Below are 20,486 nucleotides of genomic sequence, written 5' to 3' on the forward strand. Positions count from 1 at the left end.
CGTGTATGTAAAAGAAGAAACTCTAGACGACCTACTAAACAACATATACACAAAGCTTCTGAAAAAGAAAGAAAAAATCACTGCAACAAAAGGCAGCTTCAAAGAAATAACAGGTGCCCTTCTTCATATAAAACGCCCACGCGCACGACTAAGCCGAGCCGAGGGAAAAGGAAAATTATTCAGCTGCCTTGGTGAGCTTGCTTGGTACCTGTCAGGGTCCAAAGATCTTAAATTTATAACTCATTATATTCCTCTATACAAAAAAAGCTCTGACGACAGAAAAACAGTATATGGGGGATATGGCCCAAGACTGATGGGAGCTGGCAAGAATAACCAGCTAAAAACAATAATAAAAATTCTATCTGAAAAAAATACGTCACGACAAGCTGTAGTACAGCTCTTTGATGCAAAGGATATATTAAAACCTCGAAAAGACATACCTTGCACCTGCACTCTTCAGTTCTTAGTGAGAAAAGAGAGGCTACATATGTTTACCTCAATGAGGTCAAACGATGTGTATCTCGGGCTTCCGCACGATGTATTTGCATTTACCATGATACAAGAATTACTTGCCCGCTCATTAGGATGTGAGATCGGAGAATATAAGCATTACGTCAGCAGCCTCCATCTTTACGAAAAAAATTTTGAAGAGGCAAAATCCTACATTAACAGTGGCTTTCAACAAACAATTGAAATGCCGGAGATGCCCAAAGGAGATCCTTGGTCAAGCATTGAAGCCCTCCTAGATGCTGAGCAAAGAATAAGAGCAGGCGAAGATATAGACGCTGAAAGCTTAAGCCTGGATCATTACTGGCTAGACCTCATAAGGATTTTACAATTTTTCCGATATACAAAGCATGAAGATGAAAGCAGTAAAATCGAGCCTATCCTTCATGCGATGAAAAGTAATGTATATACGGCTTACCTTGAAAAAAGAATGTTGGAAAAGTCTCCAACCACTATCATAGCTCCCGCACAACTAGAAATTTTGCTTTCCCCAAAGGCAGAAAATGAAGTCTATAATTCGAGAATTAATTAACCTCCTTAACAACGACAGAGTTATTTCTTCTGATGCGATGACATGGGGGGCTCCAATACCTTCATTTGGCGCCCCATCTATTGCGCATATAGCAACGCTAGGATTGAACCCCAGCGATAAAGAATTCCTCGACAACTCCGGAAAGGAAATAAACGGTGAGCTACGGAGATTTCACACACTGAAGTCACTTGGAATTGTTAACTGGGAGCAGTTAACAGACCATCATATAGAGCTTATCGAGAGCTCATGCACTGATTACTTTCTAAGAAATCCATATAACAATTGGTTCAGATCACTAGATAGCATCATAAGCGGTACATCAGCTTCGTACTACAACAAGCTATTCCATGCAGTGCACTTAGATTTAGTTCCTTTCGCTACAAACTCCAAGTGGGCCAATTTAAAAAACAGCCAAAAAAACACGCTCTTGGAACTATCGGGAAATTCTCTCGGAAAGATAATAACAGGCACTCCTATCAAAATAATAATTCTCAACGGAAGTACCGTAGTTGAAAACTTCGAAAAGATATCCAAAACAAAATTAGTTCCAGAGTACATTCCAGACTGGGACCTCACACGCGCCGGAGCCCCAAGTGTTAAAGGAATATCATATAGCGGCGTTGTTACAAATATCTCTAACATAGGGCTAGATCATCCAATTCTAGCACTTGGATTTAATCACAATATTCAAAGCAGCTTCGGCGTCACTCTAAAAGTAAGAAACTCCATAAGAGATTGGATTACCGCACAGTCAATGAGGGGACTCTAAATGCGAGAAAGAGACAAAGAAAAAGCAAGAGAACTAGAAGAAAGATTAGAAAATTTTTCTAAGAACATCAGACCGCTACCTGGAATTGAGCCCCAAGAGAATAGACAGGTACTAATAGACCAGCTAATAGATAGCATTAGAAGAATAAAATATGTTGAAGCCATACGACAAAGGCGTCTAAGCCCACTTAGGAGTGATGCCAATAGCGAAATATTTGACCCAATAAAAGCAGCTGTATTACATGCGCAAAGTGGAAATATTGAGGAGGCAAGTTGGCTGATATTCCTAGCAACCCACTTTGGAAAAAGCAGCCAAGACGGCTGGGCGCTGACTCAAGCATTTTACAATGCTCTAGGTCAAGGCTTCGTCTGGAGCTGGGAGAGGGTCGCATATAATCCTGAAGCAGTACTTGAATGGCTAGCAAGGAACTACCCAGAATTCGCTCTAAGAGGCTATCGCTTCGGCAACCACAGAAAGTACGAAACGATGAACCCCGCAAAGAATGGCTTCACCGGATTAGCTCTGAGAAGCTACGTAAACTGGATTCTCAGCAATAAGTCCCACGCCGAGACATTTAATCAAGCTATCGAGAAAAGCCAAGGAAACTCGAAAAATGCATTTCGCCAACTATATAAATCAATGAGCTCTGTTTCTCGCTTTGGAAGAATGGGGAAATTTGACTATCTAACGATGATAGCAAAAATTGGGATTGCGAACATTGAGGCCGACTCCACTTATATGGGAAATGCTACCGGCCCATATGATGGAGGCAACCTGCTATTTTCAGGAAAGGCAAACGCCAGCATACCAAGAAAAACACTTGACAACTGGCTGATTGAATTAGACGAAGAGCTTGGCGTCGGAATGCAAGTATTAGAAGACGCACTTTGTAACTGGCAAAAATCCCCCGGAAAATACACTAGATTCCGAGGTTAGTCAGTCCCCTGCCAGCGATACCTAATTTTCAAATTTTGCATATGATTTGGCTTTATAATCCCTTGGTGCTGTAACTGTCCGACCACAATACCAGGGGATACTCCCAGTTTTCGCGAAAACCGTATAATCGCTCTTAAGTTATTTTTAAGTGACGGTAGCTCAGCAGCATATTCAGGCGGAATTAGAAAATTCTGAGAGAAGGTATTTGCTTCATTTTCACGATCATCACTGACAACATCAGCCCCCTCAACGAAGACTGAATCCTCACCATGCAATATCAAGTGACCGGCTTCATGGAAGAATGTAAACCAAAAGTGATCGTCTGATAGATATCTGAAGCTCAACATTAGAAGTGCTTTATCAGCAGATAGAAATTTTGTAGCCCCACTTGCCTGACATCCACTTGGGGTTCTAGCTATAACAACGGCGACACCGCACTGAGCACAAATTCTCTGTAACTCAGGAAGAAAGACAGAAGGATCATCTTCTAATGTTAGGCGGCGAATCTCCGAAAGCGATGACAAAAATCTCTCTCGATCCCACTGCGCACAATCTAAAAACTCTGCCTCAGTTTCGCATTGTTTAATCCAAGCGGCTACTGCTCCGAGTTGAGGACTAAAAGCTTGCGAGGTTCGAAATTTAGCCAAGTCAGGAGTACTTCGATATATTTCTCGCCATGCAGCCACATTATTAACATCAAAAAAGCTGAGGCAATTAATTAGATTCCTAGCGGGCGACCGAGTTTTAGGAATCCAACCATATTTCTGCATACTCGAAACTGGCAGCTCAGCTAACCACTGACTATCATCTTCAGAAAGCGGCTGATTCATTACCTCTAAAAAATCGACGTACTGCTGCTCTCTTCTTAACCAAAACCCCGGAGAGGCTCCTAGGACTTCAGAAAGCCGCGAAGCTAACTGCTCAGTTATTCGCACATCTCCCTTAATTAAAGAGTCTACATATCCTTGACTCCCACCTAACATCTCTGCAAAATCAGAAAAGCCAATCCCCTTCTCTAATAAAACGTCTGAGATAGTGTCACCAGGTGGATATATGGCTCCATGCCTAAACTTTGAGACTTCAAGCATCTCTAGATATCTCCACAAGCTTAATCCTACGCACCATCTGCCAGTTTACATTACCATGCACGTCTGTGGGCATTTTTTGATCAACGGCACAAAATAATGCTGAATACCCTTCAGAGAGCGCGATAGAGAAGGACCCTGGAGGAATTCTTGACAGAAAATCTAATGTAACGGGAAGATCGAACAGGTCGTCGGCTGCACAAATATCGTCAATTCTCCGGTGGAGTGTCCGGACTACTGCGAGAGGAAAGTGTCGCTTTGCAACAGACTCTTTCTCGCAAATATTTCTGAGCTTTTTATCTGAATAAGAAATATCTAGCGACATGCAAATATCGCCCTATCAGATACTTTCTCAACGTGATGAAATGGCACACTCACTCCTTCGAGAAGCCACATAGCAAGAGGCCACTACCGTAACGCATGTAAAGCCCGAGGTAAAGCTCAGTTGTCACTTAGAGTGCGACGTCACCGACCCAGCTACCTTACGTGCGGCACCTACACATACATCCGCTAGTTTGGGTGATTCCCCTCTATCAGCAAGATCATTCAGCCCCTGAAGTGCAACAGACTAGGCCTCCTTTCAACGTTGCCCTCAGCCTTAAGTAAAAGGTAGGTATTTGGCTTCGTTACACACCTGCTTCTGTGATATCCAAACGGTTTCGAAAATCTAAGTGCCCCGTAAACGGTATGGGTATAGACCAAAACTGAGCCTTACTTGTTTCGGCAAGCGCTCAAGATACCTCCCCATTAGGCAGATTGCGCTTTGCCTCGCAAGCTCTGAAACTTCCCGAATGAAGGCTAGCGACGTAGTTGGACTAACCAATTTGTGCTGCTAGGCTAGAGCTGGCCATGGCATGCGCTTTTCATCAGGTACCGCCCGCCTTGGCCGTTCATCCGGATCCTTTGAGGGGCGTGACGAGATAGGAAATCCAAGATCGGGGTGACTACATTGGAGGATTTTCCCGAAAATCTGTGGTCCTGTGAGGTTGGCATTAGGCTAGAAGCCCCGAGTCATGCGTCTTTAGGTAGCAATAGGTCGCCCCTCACATAATTCATAATGCTGGGGTCCGGGGTTCAAGTCCCTGCGTAGCCACCATACAAAACAAAGGGTTTAGCGAAAGCTAAGCCCTTTTTTATTTGCCTCGAAAATTTAATGGTTCGATGCCCCTCATCACTCGCGATGGCGCGTGAGTGGACGGCCTGGATGCAGGCGCATCAGGGAGATGCCAGAAGTCTGGATCAGTTTTCTGACTTGGTAGCGCACGTCCTGCAGTGACGAGGCGGTAACTCCAGATCCGCGCCGCATGAGGAGAAGCGTCGGTTCATCTCACTCCCCAACTGTCGGCCCCCTTCCCTGCCCGGCCACCCTTGCGGCTTCCGAGCGAAGGTCTCGCGCAGGTAGAGGCCGGCAGGTAACGCCAAGCCCCAGCGCCCCCGAACATCGACCCAGGGTGCGCGTGCCCTCAGCGTCACGACAGGTACCGCATGCAGTGCTCCCGTGGACGACGACACAAGCAGGCAAAGCAGGCGCAACTCCCTGCGCCCGCGAAGCTTCCGAACATTGCCTTTCATGAGTCTCCATCACCCCCGGCCCTGTCGCTGGGCAAATGCATTCAGGCCCAATTGGTCGATTCGTCGCAGCGCCGCGGCTTCGTAGGCACCCGTGTCATGCAGCGCATCCACGTAACCGGTAAAGCGCATGAACTGTGCGAACGCACGATCCGGGTCCGCGTAGCGGATGATCCGCAACAGAATCAGCAACTGGTGGACGGTGGTCTTATTCATTCGCGTAGTCCCCTGCGCTGAAGACCGTCTTGCCCTGTTCCAGGTCGCTGCGAATGCGATGGAGATTGATCACCCGACGACGCCCGATCTTCACGGTGGGGATCGTTCGGGTCTCGACCCAGCCGCGCACCACGTCCTCGGTGATCTCCTCGATGCCGCACATTTCAGCCAGCACCTGCTGCGTGCAAAACGGCGCACAGCGGAAATCGTTCATTCGCTCGGGCCTTGCGCCCTTGCTGAACCTCACTACTCCAGACTGTTCCATACAGACACCCTATAATCGGCCACTCTAAGCCATCACGAGTAATAGATACTCAAAGCAATCTAGGGCACTGTTACTTTCGAGTAAAGGTTACTCAAGCCGAGAAAACTCAATGGATGCTGTAAGAAACAGAGCACTTCAACTGATTCGGGCTGTAGGACCGAAGCACTTGAGCGAGCTTGGTGGGAAGAACTACGAGCGCTGGCGCAATATCAGCGGCGGCAAAATCAGGATCAGCACAGAAGAAGTGGGCATCCTGGCCGAGGCTTATCCACAGTTCGCGCTCTGGCTGATCTCCGGGCGCACGGAGCCCGAGAACGGGCACATCAGCCCGGATAGCGCGCCCTCTGCGTGACCCGCATGAGCGAAGGCATCACCCAAAGGGCGCTCCAGTTGCTTGAGATGGCTAGCATCAAGGCCCTGACCGAGGCAGGGAGCACGGAATACGTGCGCTGGTAGAACATCAAGCGCGGCCGCGCGCGGATGGGTGCCAATGAAATCGAGATTCTCGGACGCGTTTATCCCCAATACCGCTGGTGGCTGATCACCGGCGAGGTGAAGCCGGACCAGGGGCAGACCAGCCCCGAACACGACGGCCTAATCGCCCCGCCCTCCTAGGCCTAGCGCCGCGTTTCACCTTCCCCGCTCGGTGCCAACCTCATGCGGCGCCGGGTCCTTCTCTCTCCTGATCCCCCGGCTTCACTCCTGCCCTCCCCCGCTGCGCGCGGCCAACTGCTCATGCAGGGACCACGCGACGGCGTAGGGCTGCTCGCGCCGGCTGAGGGCGTCCCCTGCCTGTTGCCAGCGCGCTTCATCCAACCCGCTGCGGGCGATTTCGTGGGCGAGTGCATCGATCTGCCGTCCGAGCGTGCTGCCCAGGCCGGCGGTGACGGACAGGGGCAGGCCGAACAGCGGCCGCCCGATGAAGGCGGGGTAGCGCTCCTCCGGCACGTCCAGAGCGGTGGCCTGGATGCCCAGCAGGACGACACGGCCCTCGGCATCCACCACCTCCGGAGCGTACGAGCCGCCATCGCTCAGGGCCCAGCCGTCGAGGCGCTGGAGGGGGTAGGCCAGGCGGGGAACCTGGGTGAGGTAGAGGTAGCCGGCGCCTGCGGCACTGGCGGCGAGCGCCAGGGTGAGTGAGGTGATCCATAACGCGCGTTTCATCGAGGCCTCCCTGCACGTGGACGAAGCCTACAGGGCGCGGGGCATGGCTGGCCAAGGCGGCTCGTCGAGGCGCTGAAAGCGGAACTGGCCGGTCATCCCCCCGGTGGGAAAAAGTTGAACAAGCCTGTTGCGTAAACTTATACGCAGCAGTAGAAAAGCTGTACAAATATATTCAATGTACAGCTTTAGAGGACTCCACCATGCCGGCCTACCGCGCGCCGCTCCGCGACATGCGCTTTGTGTTCGATGAAGTACTCGATGCCTATACGCACCTGCAGGCGTTGCCGTCCCAAGGGGAATTCGGCGCGGACCTGGGCAGCGCGATCCTCGACGAGGCGGCGCGCCTGGCTGAGGGCGTGCTAGCCCCGCTGAACAGCTCGGGCGACAAGGAAGGCTGTCATTACGACCCGGCGACCCGCGCGGTGAAGACGCCCGCCGGGTTCCGCGAGGGTTACCGCCAGTTCGCCGAAGGCGGCTGGACGGCGTTGGCCTGCCCCACCGAGTTCGGCGGCCAGGGCCTGCCCCATGTGCTGAACATGATGGTGGAGGAGATGGTGTGCTCGGCGAACCTGTCGCTGGGCATGTACCCGGGCCTGACCCACGGCGCCATCAATGCCCTCTCCGCCCACGGCACCCGCGAGCAGCAGGAGGCCTACCTGCCGAAACTGATCAGCGGTGAGTGGACCGGCACCATGTGCCTGACCGAGCCGCAGTGCGGCACGGACCTGGGGCTGATCCGCACCCGCGCCGAACCCCAGGCGGACGGCAGCTACGCGCTGAGCGGCACGAAGATCTGGATCACCGGCGGTGAGCACGATCTGGTGGAGAACATCGTCCACCTGGTGCTGGCCCGCCTGCCCGACGCGCCGGCCGGGGTGAAGGGGATTTCGCTGTTCCTGGTGCCCAAGTTCCTCGCCGATGGCAGCCGCAATCCGGCCTTCTGCGGCGGGCTGGAGCACAAGATGGGCATCAAGGGCTCGGCCACCTGCGTGATGAATTTCGAGGGTGCCAAGGGCTGGCTGATCGGCGAGCCCCACAAGGGCCTGCGCTGCATGTTCACGATGATGAACTCGGCACGCCTGATGGTCGGCATGCAGGGCCTGGGCATTGCCGAGAACGCCTACCAGATCAGCCTGGGCTTCGCGCGTGAGCGCCTGCAGAGCCGCTCGCTGAGCGGGCCGAAGGCGCAGGACAAGCCGGCCGACCCGATCCTGGTGCACCCGGACGTGCGGCGCATGCTGCTGCGCCAGAAGGTGATGATCGAGGGCAGCCGCGCGCTGGCCTACTTCACCGGCCTGCATCAGGACATCGCCCACGACCACCCGGACGCCGAGGTGCGCCAGCAGGCGGACGATCTGGTGCAGCTGCTGACGCCGGTGGTGAAGGCCTTTCTCACCGACGAGGGCTTCGCCTGCGCCAACGAGGGCCTGCAGGTGATGGGCGGCTCGGGCTTCACCGAGGACTGGGGCATCGAGCAGCTGGTGCGGGACTGCCGCATCACCCGCATCTACGAAGGCACCAACGGCATCCAGGCGTTGGACCTGGTGGGCCGCAAGCTGGCCCTGGGCGGTGGCCGTGCGGTGCGTGGCTTCTTCCAGTTGGTGGGTGAGTGGCTCAAGGCCAACCCCGAGGCGGCCCACGTGGCCAAGGTGGACAAGGCGCTGCGCCAGTTGCAGCAGGCGACGATGTGGCTGGCCACCGAAGGCATGAAGGACCCGGAACAGGCCGGCGCCGCCGCCACGCCCTACCTGCGTCTGTTCGCGCTGACCGCGCTGGCCTGGCTGTGGGCCCGCATGGCTCAGGTGGCCCAGGCCAAGCTGGACGCCGGCAGTGAGGAGAAGACCTTCTACAGCGCCAAGCTGAAGTCCGCCGACTTCTACATGACCCGAACCCTGACCGAGACCGACGGCCTGCTGGCCGAGGTGATGGCAGGCAAAGCATCCCTGATGGCGTTCAACGAGGACGAGTTCGCCGCATAGCCAACCCTACCCCTCCGTATGCGCACGCCGGCAATCCCTCCCTTTTTGATTGCCGGTTTTTTTTGCCTGGAATTGGGTCGGCCCGCAAGGTAGCGCCAGGCGGGTTGGGCAGTCGTAGGGTGGGCTTCAGCCCACGCCGTCTGCCGCTGGTGGGCTGAAGCCCACCCTACAAGGCTGGCAATCCTCCAGCCAGAAAAAAGCCCCGCGTTCGCGAGGCTCTCTCCTTCCATCTGTTTTCAGCGAATCCCGACGCATTCCCTGTAGCTACTAGCTGTCGAGACAACATCCTCTTTACGGGTGTAGGTCTCCGGGGCACGCCCCAAAATACGTCCCTCACAGATTTCCTTGTAGTTCGAGTACTTGGAGAGGCAATCACTGGAGCTACGAGTCGAATCTCCATTGCAGAGCTGGCGAGAAAGATCATTGACCCCGAAGATCACCTCTGCCTTGGTGACAGGAGCTGACTCGACTTTCTTGAGCAACGCTTGATAGCTATCCACGGCCACCGGAGTCGCAACGGCGTAGTGGTTTGTGTAGTAGTAATATCCGGCACCAGCGATGGCGATGAGGAGGATCAGGTTTTTCATTTGATATCGTCCCTGAGAGCGATGAAAGCGCGCGAGAGTAATAAAGATCGCCACGTATGTACATCTGCTGCCCCCCGCCGTTAGCACCAAATAAAAACCTGGCCTGAGAGTCTTTTCAAGCTACCAGGACAGCGGTTTATCTCGTTACAAGCTGGCACTACTCATCGGGGTGGCGCAGCCTGATGCCATCGATCAAATAGCCCGCCTTCCATCTCCTGATCTGCACATCGTACAAGCCGCGTTTAGGTATCGTTCGGAACTGCTCCTCTCCGATACACAGGTACTGCCTCCCCAACAACTCTGCGTCTCCATAGACTCTGAGCTTGCAAGAGCAGATCGTCCTATGGCGCTCTTTCGTCAACTGAGCGACGATCACACTGTCAGTACCCAACAATCTGGTCGCAAGCCCGAACGAGCCATTGATAATGATGGCGTTGACAACCCCGAAAACTATGAACGGGCCGGCCACCACTATTACGCATTTTTTTAAAGAACCCTCATTGAAAGCCGCCGGCCATCCCCACAGAAACAACAGCGAGTAAAAGAGCAAAGAGACGAGCGTCGCCACGACCACCGATACGATCAATACCACCCGTTTCAAATCGTTATCTGGCACAAATTTTTCGGACAAGCCGTAGTACAGCAGACAAACAAAAAGGATAACGAAGAACATCAACCCCTTTCGCATACAGTGGTCAGCCCCGCTTATTCATCGAACCCACATGCTTGATAGCGGTGTCCAGGCCAAACCACAAAGACAAAGGCCCCGCTACAAACATGGCTGGAAGGACCAAGAACAATCCATGACCAACCAGCGCTGTAATTTCGACTGAACCAGCGTAGCAGCCATGTATGTTCTTGGTATTGCCCTGGCAATCGAAATAACCGTAGGCCCAAGTGCCTAGCCACCAACCCGACACCGTATAGAAAATAGGTAAAAATGACAGGAGATAGCGATGAAACCAGCCCAGCCGACTGCCGCGCCAAAGCAATATGGCCGGACATCCTAGAACCACAGCAGCAAGCAACAGCATAGAGACCCTACTAAACATTTAGCCCCCAAGGGCTCAGAAAGAATTAAGTCCAGTGCTCACTTACTAGGCATGGTATAGCCGATCCAGAAGAATACGTAATGCCATCCACAAAGCCATTGGCACGCTCAGATAGAAAGCCATGGCAAACGCATAGTGAAACAACATATTCACAACAGTCATCCAAAGCCCATCATTGATATGCCTGACCAAGCTGGCAGGCCCTACTGTGGCAAGGGCAGCGACAAGGTAGTAACCGAGCAATCTGGCCTTTGACCTCGCACACAATGAAATAGGCAACAATGCAAGCAAAGCAATATAAGAGCCCGCAAACATAGAATAGGGAAGTGAACCAGCCCAACCTGGCAGATGTACAACCTTATTAAAGAGAAATAGATCGGGATAAGCCAACGCAGAAATAGACAATAAGACACATGAAAGCAGCAGCGCGAAAGTCTCCAACGAATACTCGCTTCCCCAGATACTTATTTTCCTTTCCCGAAAATTCATATAATGTCCCTATCACCAGTTCTAGACTAAAACCCAGTGGCCTCTTGCAACACTTCGCCCTGCAACGGCAAAGCATAAATACCGGCCTTTAAGTTACTTTCCGCTAAGTTCGATTACTACCCTTCCCACTCGCCACTATCCCGCCAAACCCCACCCCCGCCACCATCACCGGCAACGCCGCATACCCCAGCACCTCGATCGCCATCTCCAGGCTCGTGTAGGTGCTCCAGCTCGCTACCCGGTTATCGAAGACGCTGATGTCCACCAGGTACCACGCAAGCATCGCCAGCACGGTGGCCAAGGTCACCCTGAGCAGGCGGTAAGTGATGCGCTTGCCGAGCCAGCGGGCAAGCAGCAGGAACGGGATGAGCACCAGCGCATGCACCAGCAGCTCCTCGGCCAGCGAGTAGTGGCCCATGTCGGAAGGCAGGTTGCTGGCGAAGGGCGCGAGGGCCCAGAGGCCCTGGAGTACCGTGCCGGCGATGAAGAGAAGGCTGGTCGCCAGTAGCCGGCCAGCGCTGCGCAGTCCGTTGCTCAAGAGGTGATCCGTCCTGTGGATAAGGTGCGCATTGTATGCCGTGGACGGAGAAGATGCCGCCAAGGCGTTCGCGAGCAGAGCTCGCTCCTACGGTGCAGAGCCGCCCAAATGAAAACACCCCGAACCAGTCGGGGTGTTTGGGTGCATCAGCGTGACGATCAGGAAGCGAGATCGCCCACCGCGTTGTCCGCTTCGAACTTGGCCTTGAGGTTGAGCACCTTGTACAGCACGGTCAGCAGCACGAGGAATGCCGGGCCGATGTACAGGGCGATGCGGGTTTCCTCGAAGAAGGCCATCAGCACCACCACCAGCACCAGGAAGGCCAGGGCGAGGTAGGAGCTGAGCGGGAACAGCCACATCTTGAACTGCAGCTTGCCCTGCTCGGCCGCGCTCAGGCTGCGGCGGAACTTCATCTGCGCGAGCAGGATCATGGCCCAGGTCCAGATGGCGCCGAAGGTGGCGATGGAGGTGACCCAGACGAACACTTTCTCCGGTACCAGGTAGTTCAGCAGCACGCCCAGCAGCAGGGCGAAGATGGACAGCAGCAGCGCATTGCGCGGTACGCCGTTACCCGAGGTGCGGGCGAAGGGCTTGGGCGCCTGGCCGTGCTGGGCGAGGCTGTAGAGCATGCGGCCGGTGCTGAAGATGCCGCCGTTGCAGGAGCTCAGCGCCGCGGTGATGACCACGAAGTTGATGATGCCGGCGGCGGTCTTGATGCCGAGGCGTTCGAAGGTCATGACGAAGGGGCTGCCCTGGGTGCCGATCTCGTTCCACGGGTAGATGGACATGATCACGAACAGCGCGCCGACGTAGAACAGCAGGATGCGCCAGAACACCGAGTTGATGGCGTTGGGGATGGTCTTCTGCGGGTTGCGCGCTTCACCGGCGGTGAGGCCGATCATCTCCACGCCGAGGTAGGCGAACATGACCATCTGCAGCGACATGAGCACGCCCTGGATGCCGTTGGGCATGAAGCCGCCGTGGCTCCACAGGTTGCTGATGCCGGTGGCGATGCCGCCATTGCCGATGCCGAAGACGATCATCCCGGCGCCGGCCACGACCATGGCGATGATGGTGACGATCTTGATCAGGGCGAACCAGAACTCGAACTCGCCGAAGGCGCGCACGGTGATCAGGTTGATGGTGCCCATGCTCGCCAGGGCCAGCAGGGCCCAGACCCAGCGGTCCACGTCGGGGAACCAGATCTGCATGTAGATGGCGACGGCGGTGATCTCGGCGACGCAGGTCACCAGCCAGAGGAACCAGTAGTTCCAGCCGGTGAGGAAGCCCGCCAGCGGGCCAAGGTAGTCCTGGGCGTAGCGGCTGAAGGAGCCGGCCACGGGGTTGTGCACGGCCATCTCGCCGAGGGCGCGCATGATCACGAGGATGGCGAGGCCACCGATGATGTAGGAGAGCATGATGGCGGGACCGGCCATCTGGATCGCCTTGGCGGAGCCAAGGAACAGGCCGACGCCGATGCAGGCGCCGAGGGCCATGAGGCGGATGTGCCGCTCACCCAGGCCGCGTTGCAGTTCATGTTCGCTGGTGGACATGTGAACCTCTTATTTTTGTAAAAGGGCTGGCGCCCGCCGAGGGATAACCCGGCGGGGCTGACTGTTGTTTCCGGTGACCGGGTCGCGGGACCGGAAAGCAGAAGTCGCCCGTTCGGCAGCAAAGACAAGGCAGGCTTTGTCGGCCGGATACGGACGGTTGGCTGTTGTATAGAGGGGGCACCGAGGGGGCAATGCGACAATCGGCTTCCGGGTTAAAACAGCTGAATCTGCCGCGCGAACTATACAGGGCGAGAAAAATAACTTCGATGCGACCTTCTGACAGGCGGAGTCGTTCTGGTACGGCGGTTCTTGGAGCGGAAGAAGTCGGTGCGGCGGGTTCCTGGCCGTTTCGCCAGGAACGGCCAGCGTGATGGGTTGGCCCAATCTGAATGACCAAGATTGCGGAAGCAACAGGACAAGGTGATCCTGCAAGCCCTCATTCAAGGATGAAGCGAATGACCCGCGCCATTGCCCTGCTAGCCGCTCTACTGAGCTGCTTTCCTGCCTGGTCCAGCAATGACCACCTTGATCCGATCGAGCGAGCAGATCGATCAGTGGCTCTTGAGCAAGCCAGGCGATATGTCTTTCGACAGGCGTTTGAGGAAGGCACGCTGTTCAATACCATCCTCAGTCCCGCCCTATCCCTGGAGTCCGTTGCCGGAGTCGCAAAGCACGGGACTGTCACGGAAGCGTTCGTGCTGATCCCAAGTACGGACGTACGTTTCTCCTTGAGGCTTCAACAATACGAAGCCGAGAAGGATGCATCCCGCCGCGCAATGCTGATCTCGACACCAAAACTCTATGAGCAGGTACGCGCAACCACACCCACTGATTATCGAGAGATCAAGATCACACGCATCGCCCGTCCGTTGACGGAAGCGAGGGCCCTGGCGCTGAGCGAGATCTGGAAGGAAGAACTGGCGGGAACTCGTCCCCGGAGCGATAGCGAACTGACTCTGGACGGCTACAGCATGTATTTCTTCATGCCCTCGCCCAGTGGCGAATGGCTCTCGGGCACGCTCTCGAATCCCGGCGAGGGATCCAGGATGGAAGCCTTGGGCCGGCTTGGCTGGGAGCTGCGGCAGTATGCAGAAGGCAAGATCAACGAGCAGGAGCTGAACCAGGGCATCACCGCATATCAAGAGCGCTAACTGAAGCCCTGAGTCGCGGGCTGGCGCTGAGCCCAGTGGAGCCAGGGCCGAGCCGCAGCGCGCGCTCCCAGCACCAACCAGGGGTCCGGCGAAGGCGCTGCACCGCCCCGCCGGGTTCCCTCGTCCTACTTCAGCAGCATGCAGATGCAGGTCTGCAGTTGCGCGGGCGGGGTGGTGCGGGGGTCGTTCATGTACATCTCGAACATGGGGAAGTTCGCCGGTTCATGGCCGCTGGTTGGCAGCCATTGCGAAAACATCCAGCTGTAGGGCTTGTCCATCTCGTTGTACGGACCGGTGTAGGTCAGTACGGCGCAGCGACCGGCGGGGATTTCGAAGCGCAGCAACTCGTCGCCCAGCACGGCATCGGGGGCCACCGGGACGCCGGCCATCGAGCGCAACTCATGGGCGGGTACCTGGGCGGGGTCGTCCAGGTAGACGCCATAGCCGATCGAATCGGGCAGGGCGATGCCGCGTGTGGCGGCGAGCATGAAGACGCGGGCGAACTGCGGGCCGATTTCCTGGTAGCTGCCGCGATGGGCCAGGGCGGCCAGCGTCACGGCGGGGCGGGTTTCGATCTTGATGGGGTACATGCCGAGCTCCTTGGGGTCGAAGGGACGGGAGCGGGCCGTGCGGTAGCGCCCTGGCGGGATGCCGAAGGCGGTGCCGAATGCCCGGTTGAACGCCGCGTCCGACCCATAGCCGGCACGCTGCGCCACATCACGCAAGGAAGCCTCGGGATTGCCCAGTGCCACTGCCGCGCGGTGCATGCGGATGCGCTGCACCGTGGCGTTCACCGTCTCCCCCATCAGGGCGCGGTACACCCGGTGGAAGTGGTAAGGCGAAAGGCAGGCCAGGTCCGCCAGCCGGTACAGGTCCGGGTCGGCGTCCGGGTTGCGGGCCAGCCAGTGAAGGACGGGTTCCAGGCGCTGGCCATAGTGGTTCAGGGTCTCGGGCTTCATGCGGTCTCCTCGGAGCGCACTGTAGCGACGGCGGTTTTGCAGATTTTGCGCTTTTTATGGGCCAGGGCTGAAGCCGCCTGTGCACGCTCAGCCTGGCCCCGCCGGCGTGCCTACCTGCCGCGTTGGCGCGTGCCCAGCAGCAGGCCGGCGAAGATCATGCCGCCGCCCACCCAGTGATAGCCCTGCAGGGCCTCGCCGAGGATGAGGAAGCCGAGGATCGCGGTGAACACGGGCATCAGGTAGTTGGTCAGCGAGGCCTTGGCCACGCCGAGTACCGCGATGCCGTGGTTCCACAGCAGGTAGGCGATCAGTGAGGCGAAGGTGCCTGTGTAGCCGATGGCGGCCAGGTTGCGCAGGCTCGGCTCGAAATGGGCGCCACTGGCCAGTTCCAGCAGATAGAAGGACAGCAGCAGCGGCACGCCGCAGAGCGCCAGCGCACCGAGGAAGGCCAGCGGCGGAATGCCCTGGAACCAGGCCGCCCAGCGCCGTTGCAGCAAGGTGTAGAGCGCCCAGTCGAGCACCGCCAGCAGCATGATCAGGTCGCCCGGGTTGAAGCTCAGGCTGGCCAGCGAGGCCAGGCTGCCGCGGCCGATCAGCACCAGCAGCCCGAGGATGGCCACGGCCATGCCCAGCCAGGCGCGACGCGTGGGCCATTCGCCCAGCAACAGGCCGGCGCCGATGAAGGTGGCCAGCGGCAGGCAGGTGTTGAGCAAGGTGAGGTTGATCGCCACCGTGGTGCGCGCGGCGCAGTAGAGCAGCACGCTGTAGGTGCTGATGCCCAGCGCCGCCACCAGCACCAGGCGCCAGCCGGCGTGACGCACGGCGGCGCGGTGCTGCCAAAGCGGGCGGGCGACGAAGGGCAGGAGGATGGCCAGGGCCAGGCTCCAGCGCCAGAAGGTCAGGGCGATCGGCGGGATGTCGTCATGGAAGGCCCGCGCCACCAGGGCGTTGCCGGCCCAGCAGGCGCTGGCCAGCAGCAGCCCGGCCCAGGCCAGTGCCGGGGCCCGTGTGTCGCTCATGGCCTCAGGACTCGCCGAGGGGGCGCAGGCGGTATTGCGGGGGAAGTTGCTCGATGCCGCTGACGGTGACGTTGAGGTTCTTCCAGCGGCCGTCCTTGATGCCGTAGATGCAGCCGTGCACGGACAGCTCCTGCCCACGGTGCCAGGCATTCTGGACGATGGTGGTGTGGCTGACGTTGGCCACCTGCTGCATGACGTTGAGCTCGCACATGCGGTCGACGCGCTCTTCCTCGCTGCTGAACTGCGCCAGGTGCTCGCGCTGGTCGTAGTAAAGGTCGCGGATGGTGCGCAGCCAGCCGTCGATCAGGCCGAACTGCACGTCCTGCATGGCCGCGCGCACGCCACCGCAGCCGTAGTGGCCGGTGACCAGGATGTGCTTCACCTTGAGGACGTCCACCGCGTACTGGACCACCGACAGGCAGTTGAGGTCGGTGTGCAGCACCACGTTGGCGACGTTGCGGTGGACGAAGAGGTCGCCCGGCAGCATGCCGACGATCTCGTTGGCCGGCACGCGGGCGTCGGAGCAGCCGATCCACAGGTATTCGGGCACCTGCTGCTTGGCCAGCTTCTCGAAGAACTGAGGGTCGCGCTCCTTGATGTTCTCGGCCCAGCGGGCGTTGTTGTCGAACAGCTGCTGCAGGTCGCTCATCGGTCCAGTCCTCATTCTCGTGGCCGCCGCACCTTACGGAGGGTGCAGGGCTTTGACAAGCGCCCGCCGCGCACCGTCACAGGGGATCAGCCCAGCGCCGCAAAGCCCAGAGGCTGCTGGGCGCCCTTTTCCCCGGCGAACGTTCGAGGTACCAGAAATCGGAAAGTGGCCGTGGATGCCGGGCTTGGCGACGGATCGGGGCAATTCGGGGGAATCTTTCCGTGTGGTGGCCGTCCACTTTTCATAGCCACAGCGTGGAGGCCCCGCCATGAGCCAGCCAGACCCGACCCGCAACAACCCCGCGACGGACGAGGAGCACGACCCCAAGGCCCCGGAAAAATCACTGACGGAGGCGCCTTCCGGCGATGCCCTGGTGGAGGAATTCCCGCCCCGCCAGCTGCGCGAGGCCGGCTTGACGCGGGGCGGCACGCCGCACCCGCCGAAGGATTTCGACCTCTCGCCGGAGGAATTGCTGGAAGACGAGACCGACGAGCCGCTGGGCAAGCCCGGCCCCCGCGGCACGCTGTCGCGGGACTTCGACCTCAGCGTCACCGACGAGGATGAAGAAGAGCCACGCGAGCAAGAGCAGCCGCGCTACGCCCGGCGTGCCCGCTGAGCCTCAGTCCAGCAGGGTGCAGGCCATCACCAGGGCATCTTCACGCCCGGCGACCGCCGGGTAGTAGCCCCGGCGCCGGCCGATCTCGTTGAAACCGTAGCGCTCGTAAAGCCGGTAGGCCGACTCGTTGCTGGCGCGCACTTCGAGGAAGCATTCGCCGGCCTTGAGTTCCCGCGCGCGCTGCATGAGGTGCTCCAGCAGGCGCAGGCCGAGGCCACGGCCCTGGTTCTCGGGCTTGACGGTGATGTTGAGCAAGTGGGCTTCGTCGATGATCACATTGATCACCCCGTGGCCGACCTGCTGGGTGCCTTCGAACATGATCCAGCAATCGTAGGATTTCAGGCCATCGGCGAAGATGCCGCGCGTCCAGGGGTGGCTGAAGGCGGCGTATTCGATCTTGAGCACGGCATCGAGGTCCGCCTCGGTCATCCGGCGGAAGGAAACGGCATCGGTCATTCAGCGGATTTCCAGCGTCGCGTCACCCGGCGCATGGCCTGCCAGAGCTCGGCCTTGCGTTGCGGTTCGTCCATCAGCAGTTCCAGCCCGGGCACGGCCCAGGCGGCGCCCAGGCCTTCGACCTGGAGTTCGCGCCCGTAGGCATCGGCGTCGGCTTCCCCGGCGAAACGGATCGCCGGCAACCCCACCAGCCACAGGCAGCTGCACCCGGCGCCCTCCTCCATGCGCGCCGCGACGAAGCCCTGGAGGAAATCACGGGCGGCGTCGGGCCCCTGGTCCATGTTGCCGCGCACCAGCAACGGCCAGCGCACCGGCTCGCCGATGAGCTGCGGCGCATCCGGCAGGCCGGCGGCGCGCAACAGGTCCTTGAGCAGCAGGTAGGCCGGGTCGCGACTCTGGAAGCCTTCGCCGGTGGGCAACTCGACCAGCAGCAGGCAGCTGCCGGCACGCAGCAGCTGCAGGGAAAAACGCGGCGGCGCCACCGGAGCGGCTTTCACCGGCTCCAGGGTCGCCTCGGCGGTGGGCTCCGCCGCAGGCTCGGGAACGGCCACGCGTGGCGTGGCCCCCGGGCGCGGCACTTCGATCTTCGGCCGACTGGGTGCCTGCACCGGGGCCTCGGCACCAGCCGGCGCGGCCTGGGCAGGGGCGCTGGCCGGGTTCGGCACCCGGGTCGGTTCGGGTTTCGGCGCGGCCTCGGGCTGCACCAGCAACTCGGGGCGCGAAGGCGCGGCGAAGGGCAATACCGTGCGCGGCAGCCAGGTGGCGACCTGCATGGCATCGAGATAAGCGCGGCGACGGAGCTCTTGGATCAAACGTCAGCTACCTGTGGATGGGCTTTGCGTACGCCGGCCTGCATGAGGTTCAGCGCGTTGAGATAGGCCTTGGCGGAGGCGACAACTATATCGGTATCGGCACCGTTGCCGTTGACGATTCGTCCGGCTTTTTCCAGGCGCACCGTCACTTCGCCCTGGGAGTCGGTGCCCTGGGTGATGGCGTTGACCGAATACAGCTGCAGGTTGGCGGCCGAGGCGGCGAGGCTTTCGATGGCCTTGAAGGTGGCATCCACCGGGCCGGAACCCTGGGCGCTGGCCTCGCGCTCGGCGCCATCGATGCTCAGCACCAGCCTGGCATGGGGCACCTCGCCGGTGCGTGAGCTGACGTCGAGGTGGACCAGGCGGAAGTGCTCGGGAGCCTCTTCGCCCAGGCTGTCGGAGACGATGGCCTGGAGGTCTTCGTCGAAGATCTCGTGCTTCTTGTCGGCCAGCACCTTGAAGCGGGCGAAGGCGGCGTTCAGCTCGGCCTCGCCGGGCAGCTGGATGCCCAGCTCCTCCAGGCGGGTGCGGAAGGCGTTGCGCCCGGAGAGCTTGCCGAGGGAGAGCTTGTTGGTGTGCCAGCCCACCGACTGCGCGGACATGATCTCGTAGGTCTCGCGGTGCTTGAGCACGCCGTCCTGGTGGATGCCCGACTCGTGGGCGAAGGCGTTGGCGCCGACGATGGCCTTGTTCGGCTGCACCGGGAAGCCGGTGATGCCGGAAACCATGCGCGAGGTGGCGAGGATGTGCGGCGTGTCGATGGTGGTGTGCACGCCGAGGATGTCGGCGCGGGTCTTGATCGCCATGACGATCTCTTCCAGCGCGGCGTTGCCGGCGCGCTCGCCCAGGCCGTTGATGGTGCATTCCACCTGGCGCGCGCCCACCGCCACCGCCGCCAGGGAGTTGGCCACGGCCAGGCCCAGGTCGTTGTGGCAGTGCACGGAGAACACCGCCTTGTCGGCATTGGGGATGCGCTGCAGCAGCTGGCGGATGGCCTCGGCGTACTGGTGCGGGATGGCGTAGCCGACGGTGTCGGGGATGTTGATGGTGCGTGCGCCGGCGTCGATGGCCGCCTCGATGATGCGGCAGAGGAAGTCGATCTCGGAGCGCCCGGCGTCCTCGCAGGAGAACTCGACGTCCGCGCAGAGATTGCGTGCATGACGCACGGCGCGCACGGCCTGCTCCACCACCTGGTCCGGCTGCATGCGCAGCTTGTACTGCATGTGGATGGGGCTGGTGGCGATGAAGGTGTGGATGCGCCCGGCGTTGGCGCCCTTGAGGGCTTCGGCGGCGCGCTCGATGTCCGCCTCGACCGCACGGGCCAGGCTGCACACGGTGCTGTCCTTGATGCTGTCGGCGATGGCCTTGACCGCCTCGAAGTCCCCCGGGCTGGCGATGGCGAACCCTGCCTCGATCACGTCGACACGCAGCCGCTCCAGGGCCTTGGCGATGCGCAGCTTCTCCTCCCGGGTCATGGAGGCGCCGGGGCTCTGCTCGCCGTCGCGCAGGGTGGTGTCGAAAATGATGACGCGATCGTTGTTATTCATTGTGGTCACTCCTCATGTCCCCACCGGGGGTGCGGC

At 58.8% G+C, this 20,486-nt stretch carries 24 protein-coding genes; 8 read left to right on the plus strand and 16 right to left on the minus strand.

Annotation, left to right across the window (positions count from 1 at the left end; all coding sequences use genetic code 11):
- The first annotated feature begins 1 nt into the window (after window position 1).
- The 3 genes from HSX14_RS25945 to HSX14_RS25955 are packed head-to-tail and all read left to right on the plus strand — an operon-like array spanning window position 2 to window position 2,744.
- Window positions 2–1,039 (plus strand): thymidylate synthase, encoded by a 1,038-nt coding sequence (locus tag HSX14_RS25945; protein ID WP_173172523.1) that lies wholly within the window; start codon window positions 2–4, stop codon window positions 1,037–1,039.
- On the plus strand, window positions 1,011–1,808 hold the full coding sequence (locus tag HSX14_RS25950; RefSeq protein WP_197970204.1) for a hypothetical protein: 798 nt from the start codon (window positions 1,011–1,013) through the stop codon (window positions 1,806–1,808). The genes HSX14_RS25945 and HSX14_RS25950 overlap by 29 nt, the downstream gene beginning before the upstream one ends.
- Window positions 1,809–2,744 (plus strand): alpha-glutamyl/putrescinyl thymine pyrophosphorylase clade 3 protein, encoded by a 936-nt coding sequence (locus HSX14_RS25955; RefSeq protein WP_173172521.1) that lies wholly within the window; start codon window positions 1,809–1,811, stop codon window positions 2,742–2,744.
- Here the strand turns inward: HSX14_RS25955 and HSX14_RS25960 are convergent.
- The 3 genes from HSX14_RS25960 to HSX14_RS25970 form a co-directional block, all read right to left on the minus strand.
- Entirely contained in the window at window positions 2,741–3,832 is a 1,092-nt protein-coding gene (locus tag HSX14_RS25960) for an ImmA/IrrE family metallo-endopeptidase (protein WP_173172519.1), read from the minus strand. The two genes, HSX14_RS25955 and HSX14_RS25960, sit on opposite strands and share 4 nt — an antisense overlap.
- A gap of 1,578 nt (window positions 3,833–5,410) precedes the next feature.
- A complete protein-coding gene (locus HSX14_RS25965; RefSeq protein WP_173172517.1) occupies window positions 5,411–5,614 on the minus strand; it encodes a hypothetical protein in 204 nt (67 codons plus the stop codon).
- Window positions 5,607–5,879: a DNA-binding protein gene (locus HSX14_RS25970; RefSeq protein ID WP_173172515.1), complete on the minus strand. Its 273-nt coding sequence runs from the start codon at window positions 5,877–5,879 to the stop codon at window positions 5,607–5,609. The genes HSX14_RS25965 and HSX14_RS25970 overlap by 8 nt, the downstream gene beginning before the upstream one ends.
- 166 nt (window positions 5,880–6,045) lie before the next feature.
- Between HSX14_RS25970 and HSX14_RS25975 the strand changes: the two genes are divergently transcribed.
- Window positions 6,046–6,231 carry a DNA-binding protein gene (locus tag HSX14_RS25975; protein ID WP_228723498.1) on the plus strand — a complete coding sequence of 62 codons (186 nt, stop codon included), beginning with the start codon at window positions 6,046–6,048 and terminating at the stop codon, window positions 6,229–6,231.
- 128 nt (window positions 6,232–6,359) lie between these two features.
- On the plus strand, window positions 6,360–6,494 hold the full coding sequence (locus HSX14_RS31445; protein ID WP_274384325.1) for a hypothetical protein: 135 nt from the start codon (window positions 6,360–6,362) through the stop codon (window positions 6,492–6,494).
- 81 nt (window positions 6,495–6,575) lie between these two features.
- Here HSX14_RS31445 and HSX14_RS25985 read toward each other — a convergent pair whose 3' ends face one another.
- Window positions 6,576–7,043 carry a hypothetical protein gene (locus HSX14_RS25985; RefSeq protein ID WP_173172511.1) on the minus strand — a complete coding sequence of 156 codons (468 nt, stop codon included), beginning with the start codon at window positions 7,041–7,043 and terminating at the stop codon, window positions 6,576–6,578.
- 200 nt (window positions 7,044–7,243) lie between these two features.
- Between HSX14_RS25985 and HSX14_RS25990 the strand changes: the two genes are divergently transcribed.
- Window positions 7,244–9,022: an acyl-CoA dehydrogenase C-terminal domain-containing protein gene (locus tag HSX14_RS25990; protein WP_173172509.1), complete on the plus strand. Its 1,779-nt coding sequence runs from the start codon at window positions 7,244–7,246 to the stop codon at window positions 9,020–9,022.
- 236 nt (window positions 9,023–9,258) lie between these two features.
- On the opposite strand, the gene HSX14_RS25995 is transcribed toward HSX14_RS25990, so the two are convergent.
- The 6 genes from HSX14_RS25995 to HSX14_RS26020 all read right to left on the minus strand — a co-directional run bounded on the left by HSX14_RS25995 (window position 9,259) and on the right by HSX14_RS26020 (window position 13,241).
- A complete protein-coding gene (locus tag HSX14_RS25995; RefSeq protein ID WP_173172507.1) occupies window positions 9,259–9,609 on the minus strand; it encodes a hypothetical protein in 351 nt (116 codons plus the stop codon).
- A 157-nt stretch (window positions 9,610–9,766) separates the two neighbouring features.
- Window positions 9,767–10,282, minus strand: coding sequence for a hypothetical protein (locus HSX14_RS26000; protein ID WP_173172505.1), 516 nt, complete (start codon window positions 10,280–10,282; stop codon window positions 9,767–9,769).
- Window positions 10,283–10,304: 22 nt separating this feature from the next.
- Complete coding sequence (locus tag HSX14_RS26005) at window positions 10,305–10,643, minus strand: hypothetical protein (RefSeq protein WP_173172503.1); 339 nt, start codon at window positions 10,641–10,643, stop codon at window positions 10,305–10,307.
- A 63-nt stretch (window positions 10,644–10,706) separates the two neighbouring features.
- Window positions 10,707–11,150: a hypothetical protein gene (locus HSX14_RS26010; RefSeq protein WP_173172501.1), complete on the minus strand. Its 444-nt coding sequence runs from the start codon at window positions 11,148–11,150 to the stop codon at window positions 10,707–10,709.
- Window positions 11,151–11,253: 103 nt separating this feature from the next.
- A complete protein-coding gene (locus HSX14_RS26015) occupies window positions 11,254–11,688 on the minus strand; it encodes a hypothetical protein (protein ID WP_173172498.1) in 435 nt (144 codons plus the stop codon).
- Window positions 11,689–11,846: 158 nt separating this feature from the next.
- Window positions 11,847–13,241 (minus strand): amino acid permease, encoded by a 1,395-nt coding sequence (locus HSX14_RS26020; RefSeq protein WP_173172496.1) that lies wholly within the window; start codon window positions 13,239–13,241, stop codon window positions 11,847–11,849.
- A 455-nt stretch (window positions 13,242–13,696) separates the two neighbouring features.
- Between HSX14_RS26020 and HSX14_RS26025 the strand changes: the two genes are divergently transcribed.
- Window positions 13,697–14,392 (plus strand): hypothetical protein, encoded by a 696-nt coding sequence (locus HSX14_RS26025; RefSeq protein ID WP_173172494.1) that lies wholly within the window; start codon window positions 13,697–13,699, stop codon window positions 14,390–14,392.
- Between the two features lie 125 nt (window positions 14,393–14,517).
- Here HSX14_RS26025 and HSX14_RS26030 read toward each other — a convergent pair whose 3' ends face one another.
- From HSX14_RS26030 to can, 3 genes are all read right to left on the minus strand, one after another.
- Window positions 14,518–15,351: an AraC family transcriptional regulator gene (locus tag HSX14_RS26030; RefSeq protein ID WP_173172492.1), complete on the minus strand. Its 834-nt coding sequence runs from the start codon at window positions 15,349–15,351 to the stop codon at window positions 14,518–14,520.
- A gap of 110 nt (window positions 15,352–15,461) precedes the next feature.
- Entirely contained in the window at window positions 15,462–16,370 is a 909-nt protein-coding gene (locus HSX14_RS26035) for a DMT family transporter (RefSeq protein WP_173172490.1), read from the minus strand.
- Between the two features lie 4 nt (window positions 16,371–16,374).
- Window positions 16,375–17,019: a carbonate dehydratase gene (gene can, locus HSX14_RS26040; protein WP_173172488.1), complete on the minus strand. Its 645-nt coding sequence runs from the start codon at window positions 17,017–17,019 to the stop codon at window positions 16,375–16,377.
- Between the two features lie 268 nt (window positions 17,020–17,287).
- Between can and HSX14_RS26045 the strand changes: the two genes are divergently transcribed.
- The gene (locus tag HSX14_RS26045) at window positions 17,288–17,635 is read left to right on the plus strand and encodes a hypothetical protein (RefSeq protein ID WP_173172486.1); all 348 of its coding nucleotides are present in this window, start codon (window positions 17,288–17,290) and stop codon (window positions 17,633–17,635) included.
- 3 nt (window positions 17,636–17,638) lie between these two features.
- Here HSX14_RS26045 and rimI read toward each other — a convergent pair whose 3' ends face one another.
- Genes rimI through HSX14_RS26060 form a run of 3 tightly spaced genes read right to left on the minus strand, consistent with a single transcriptional unit; the run spans window position 17,639 to window position 20,450 of the window.
- On the minus strand, window positions 17,639–18,091 hold the full coding sequence (gene rimI, locus HSX14_RS26050) for a ribosomal protein S18-alanine N-acetyltransferase (protein WP_111264230.1): 453 nt from the start codon (window positions 18,089–18,091) through the stop codon (window positions 17,639–17,641).
- Complete coding sequence (locus tag HSX14_RS26055) at window positions 18,088–18,903, minus strand: energy transducer TonB (RefSeq protein ID WP_173172484.1); 816 nt, start codon at window positions 18,901–18,903, stop codon at window positions 18,088–18,090. The genes rimI and HSX14_RS26055 overlap by 4 nt, the downstream gene beginning before the upstream one ends.
- Window positions 18,900–20,450: a 2-isopropylmalate synthase gene (locus tag HSX14_RS26060; protein ID WP_173172482.1), complete on the minus strand. Its 1,551-nt coding sequence runs from the start codon at window positions 20,448–20,450 to the stop codon at window positions 18,900–18,902. The genes HSX14_RS26055 and HSX14_RS26060 overlap by 4 nt, the downstream gene beginning before the upstream one ends.
- Window positions 20,451–20,486: the final 36 nt, after the last annotated feature.

Origin of the sequence: Pseudomonas tohonis (assembly GCF_012767755.2) — a bacterium.
Lineage (GTDB): Bacteria > Pseudomonadota > Gammaproteobacteria > Pseudomonadales > Pseudomonadaceae > Metapseudomonas > Metapseudomonas tohonis.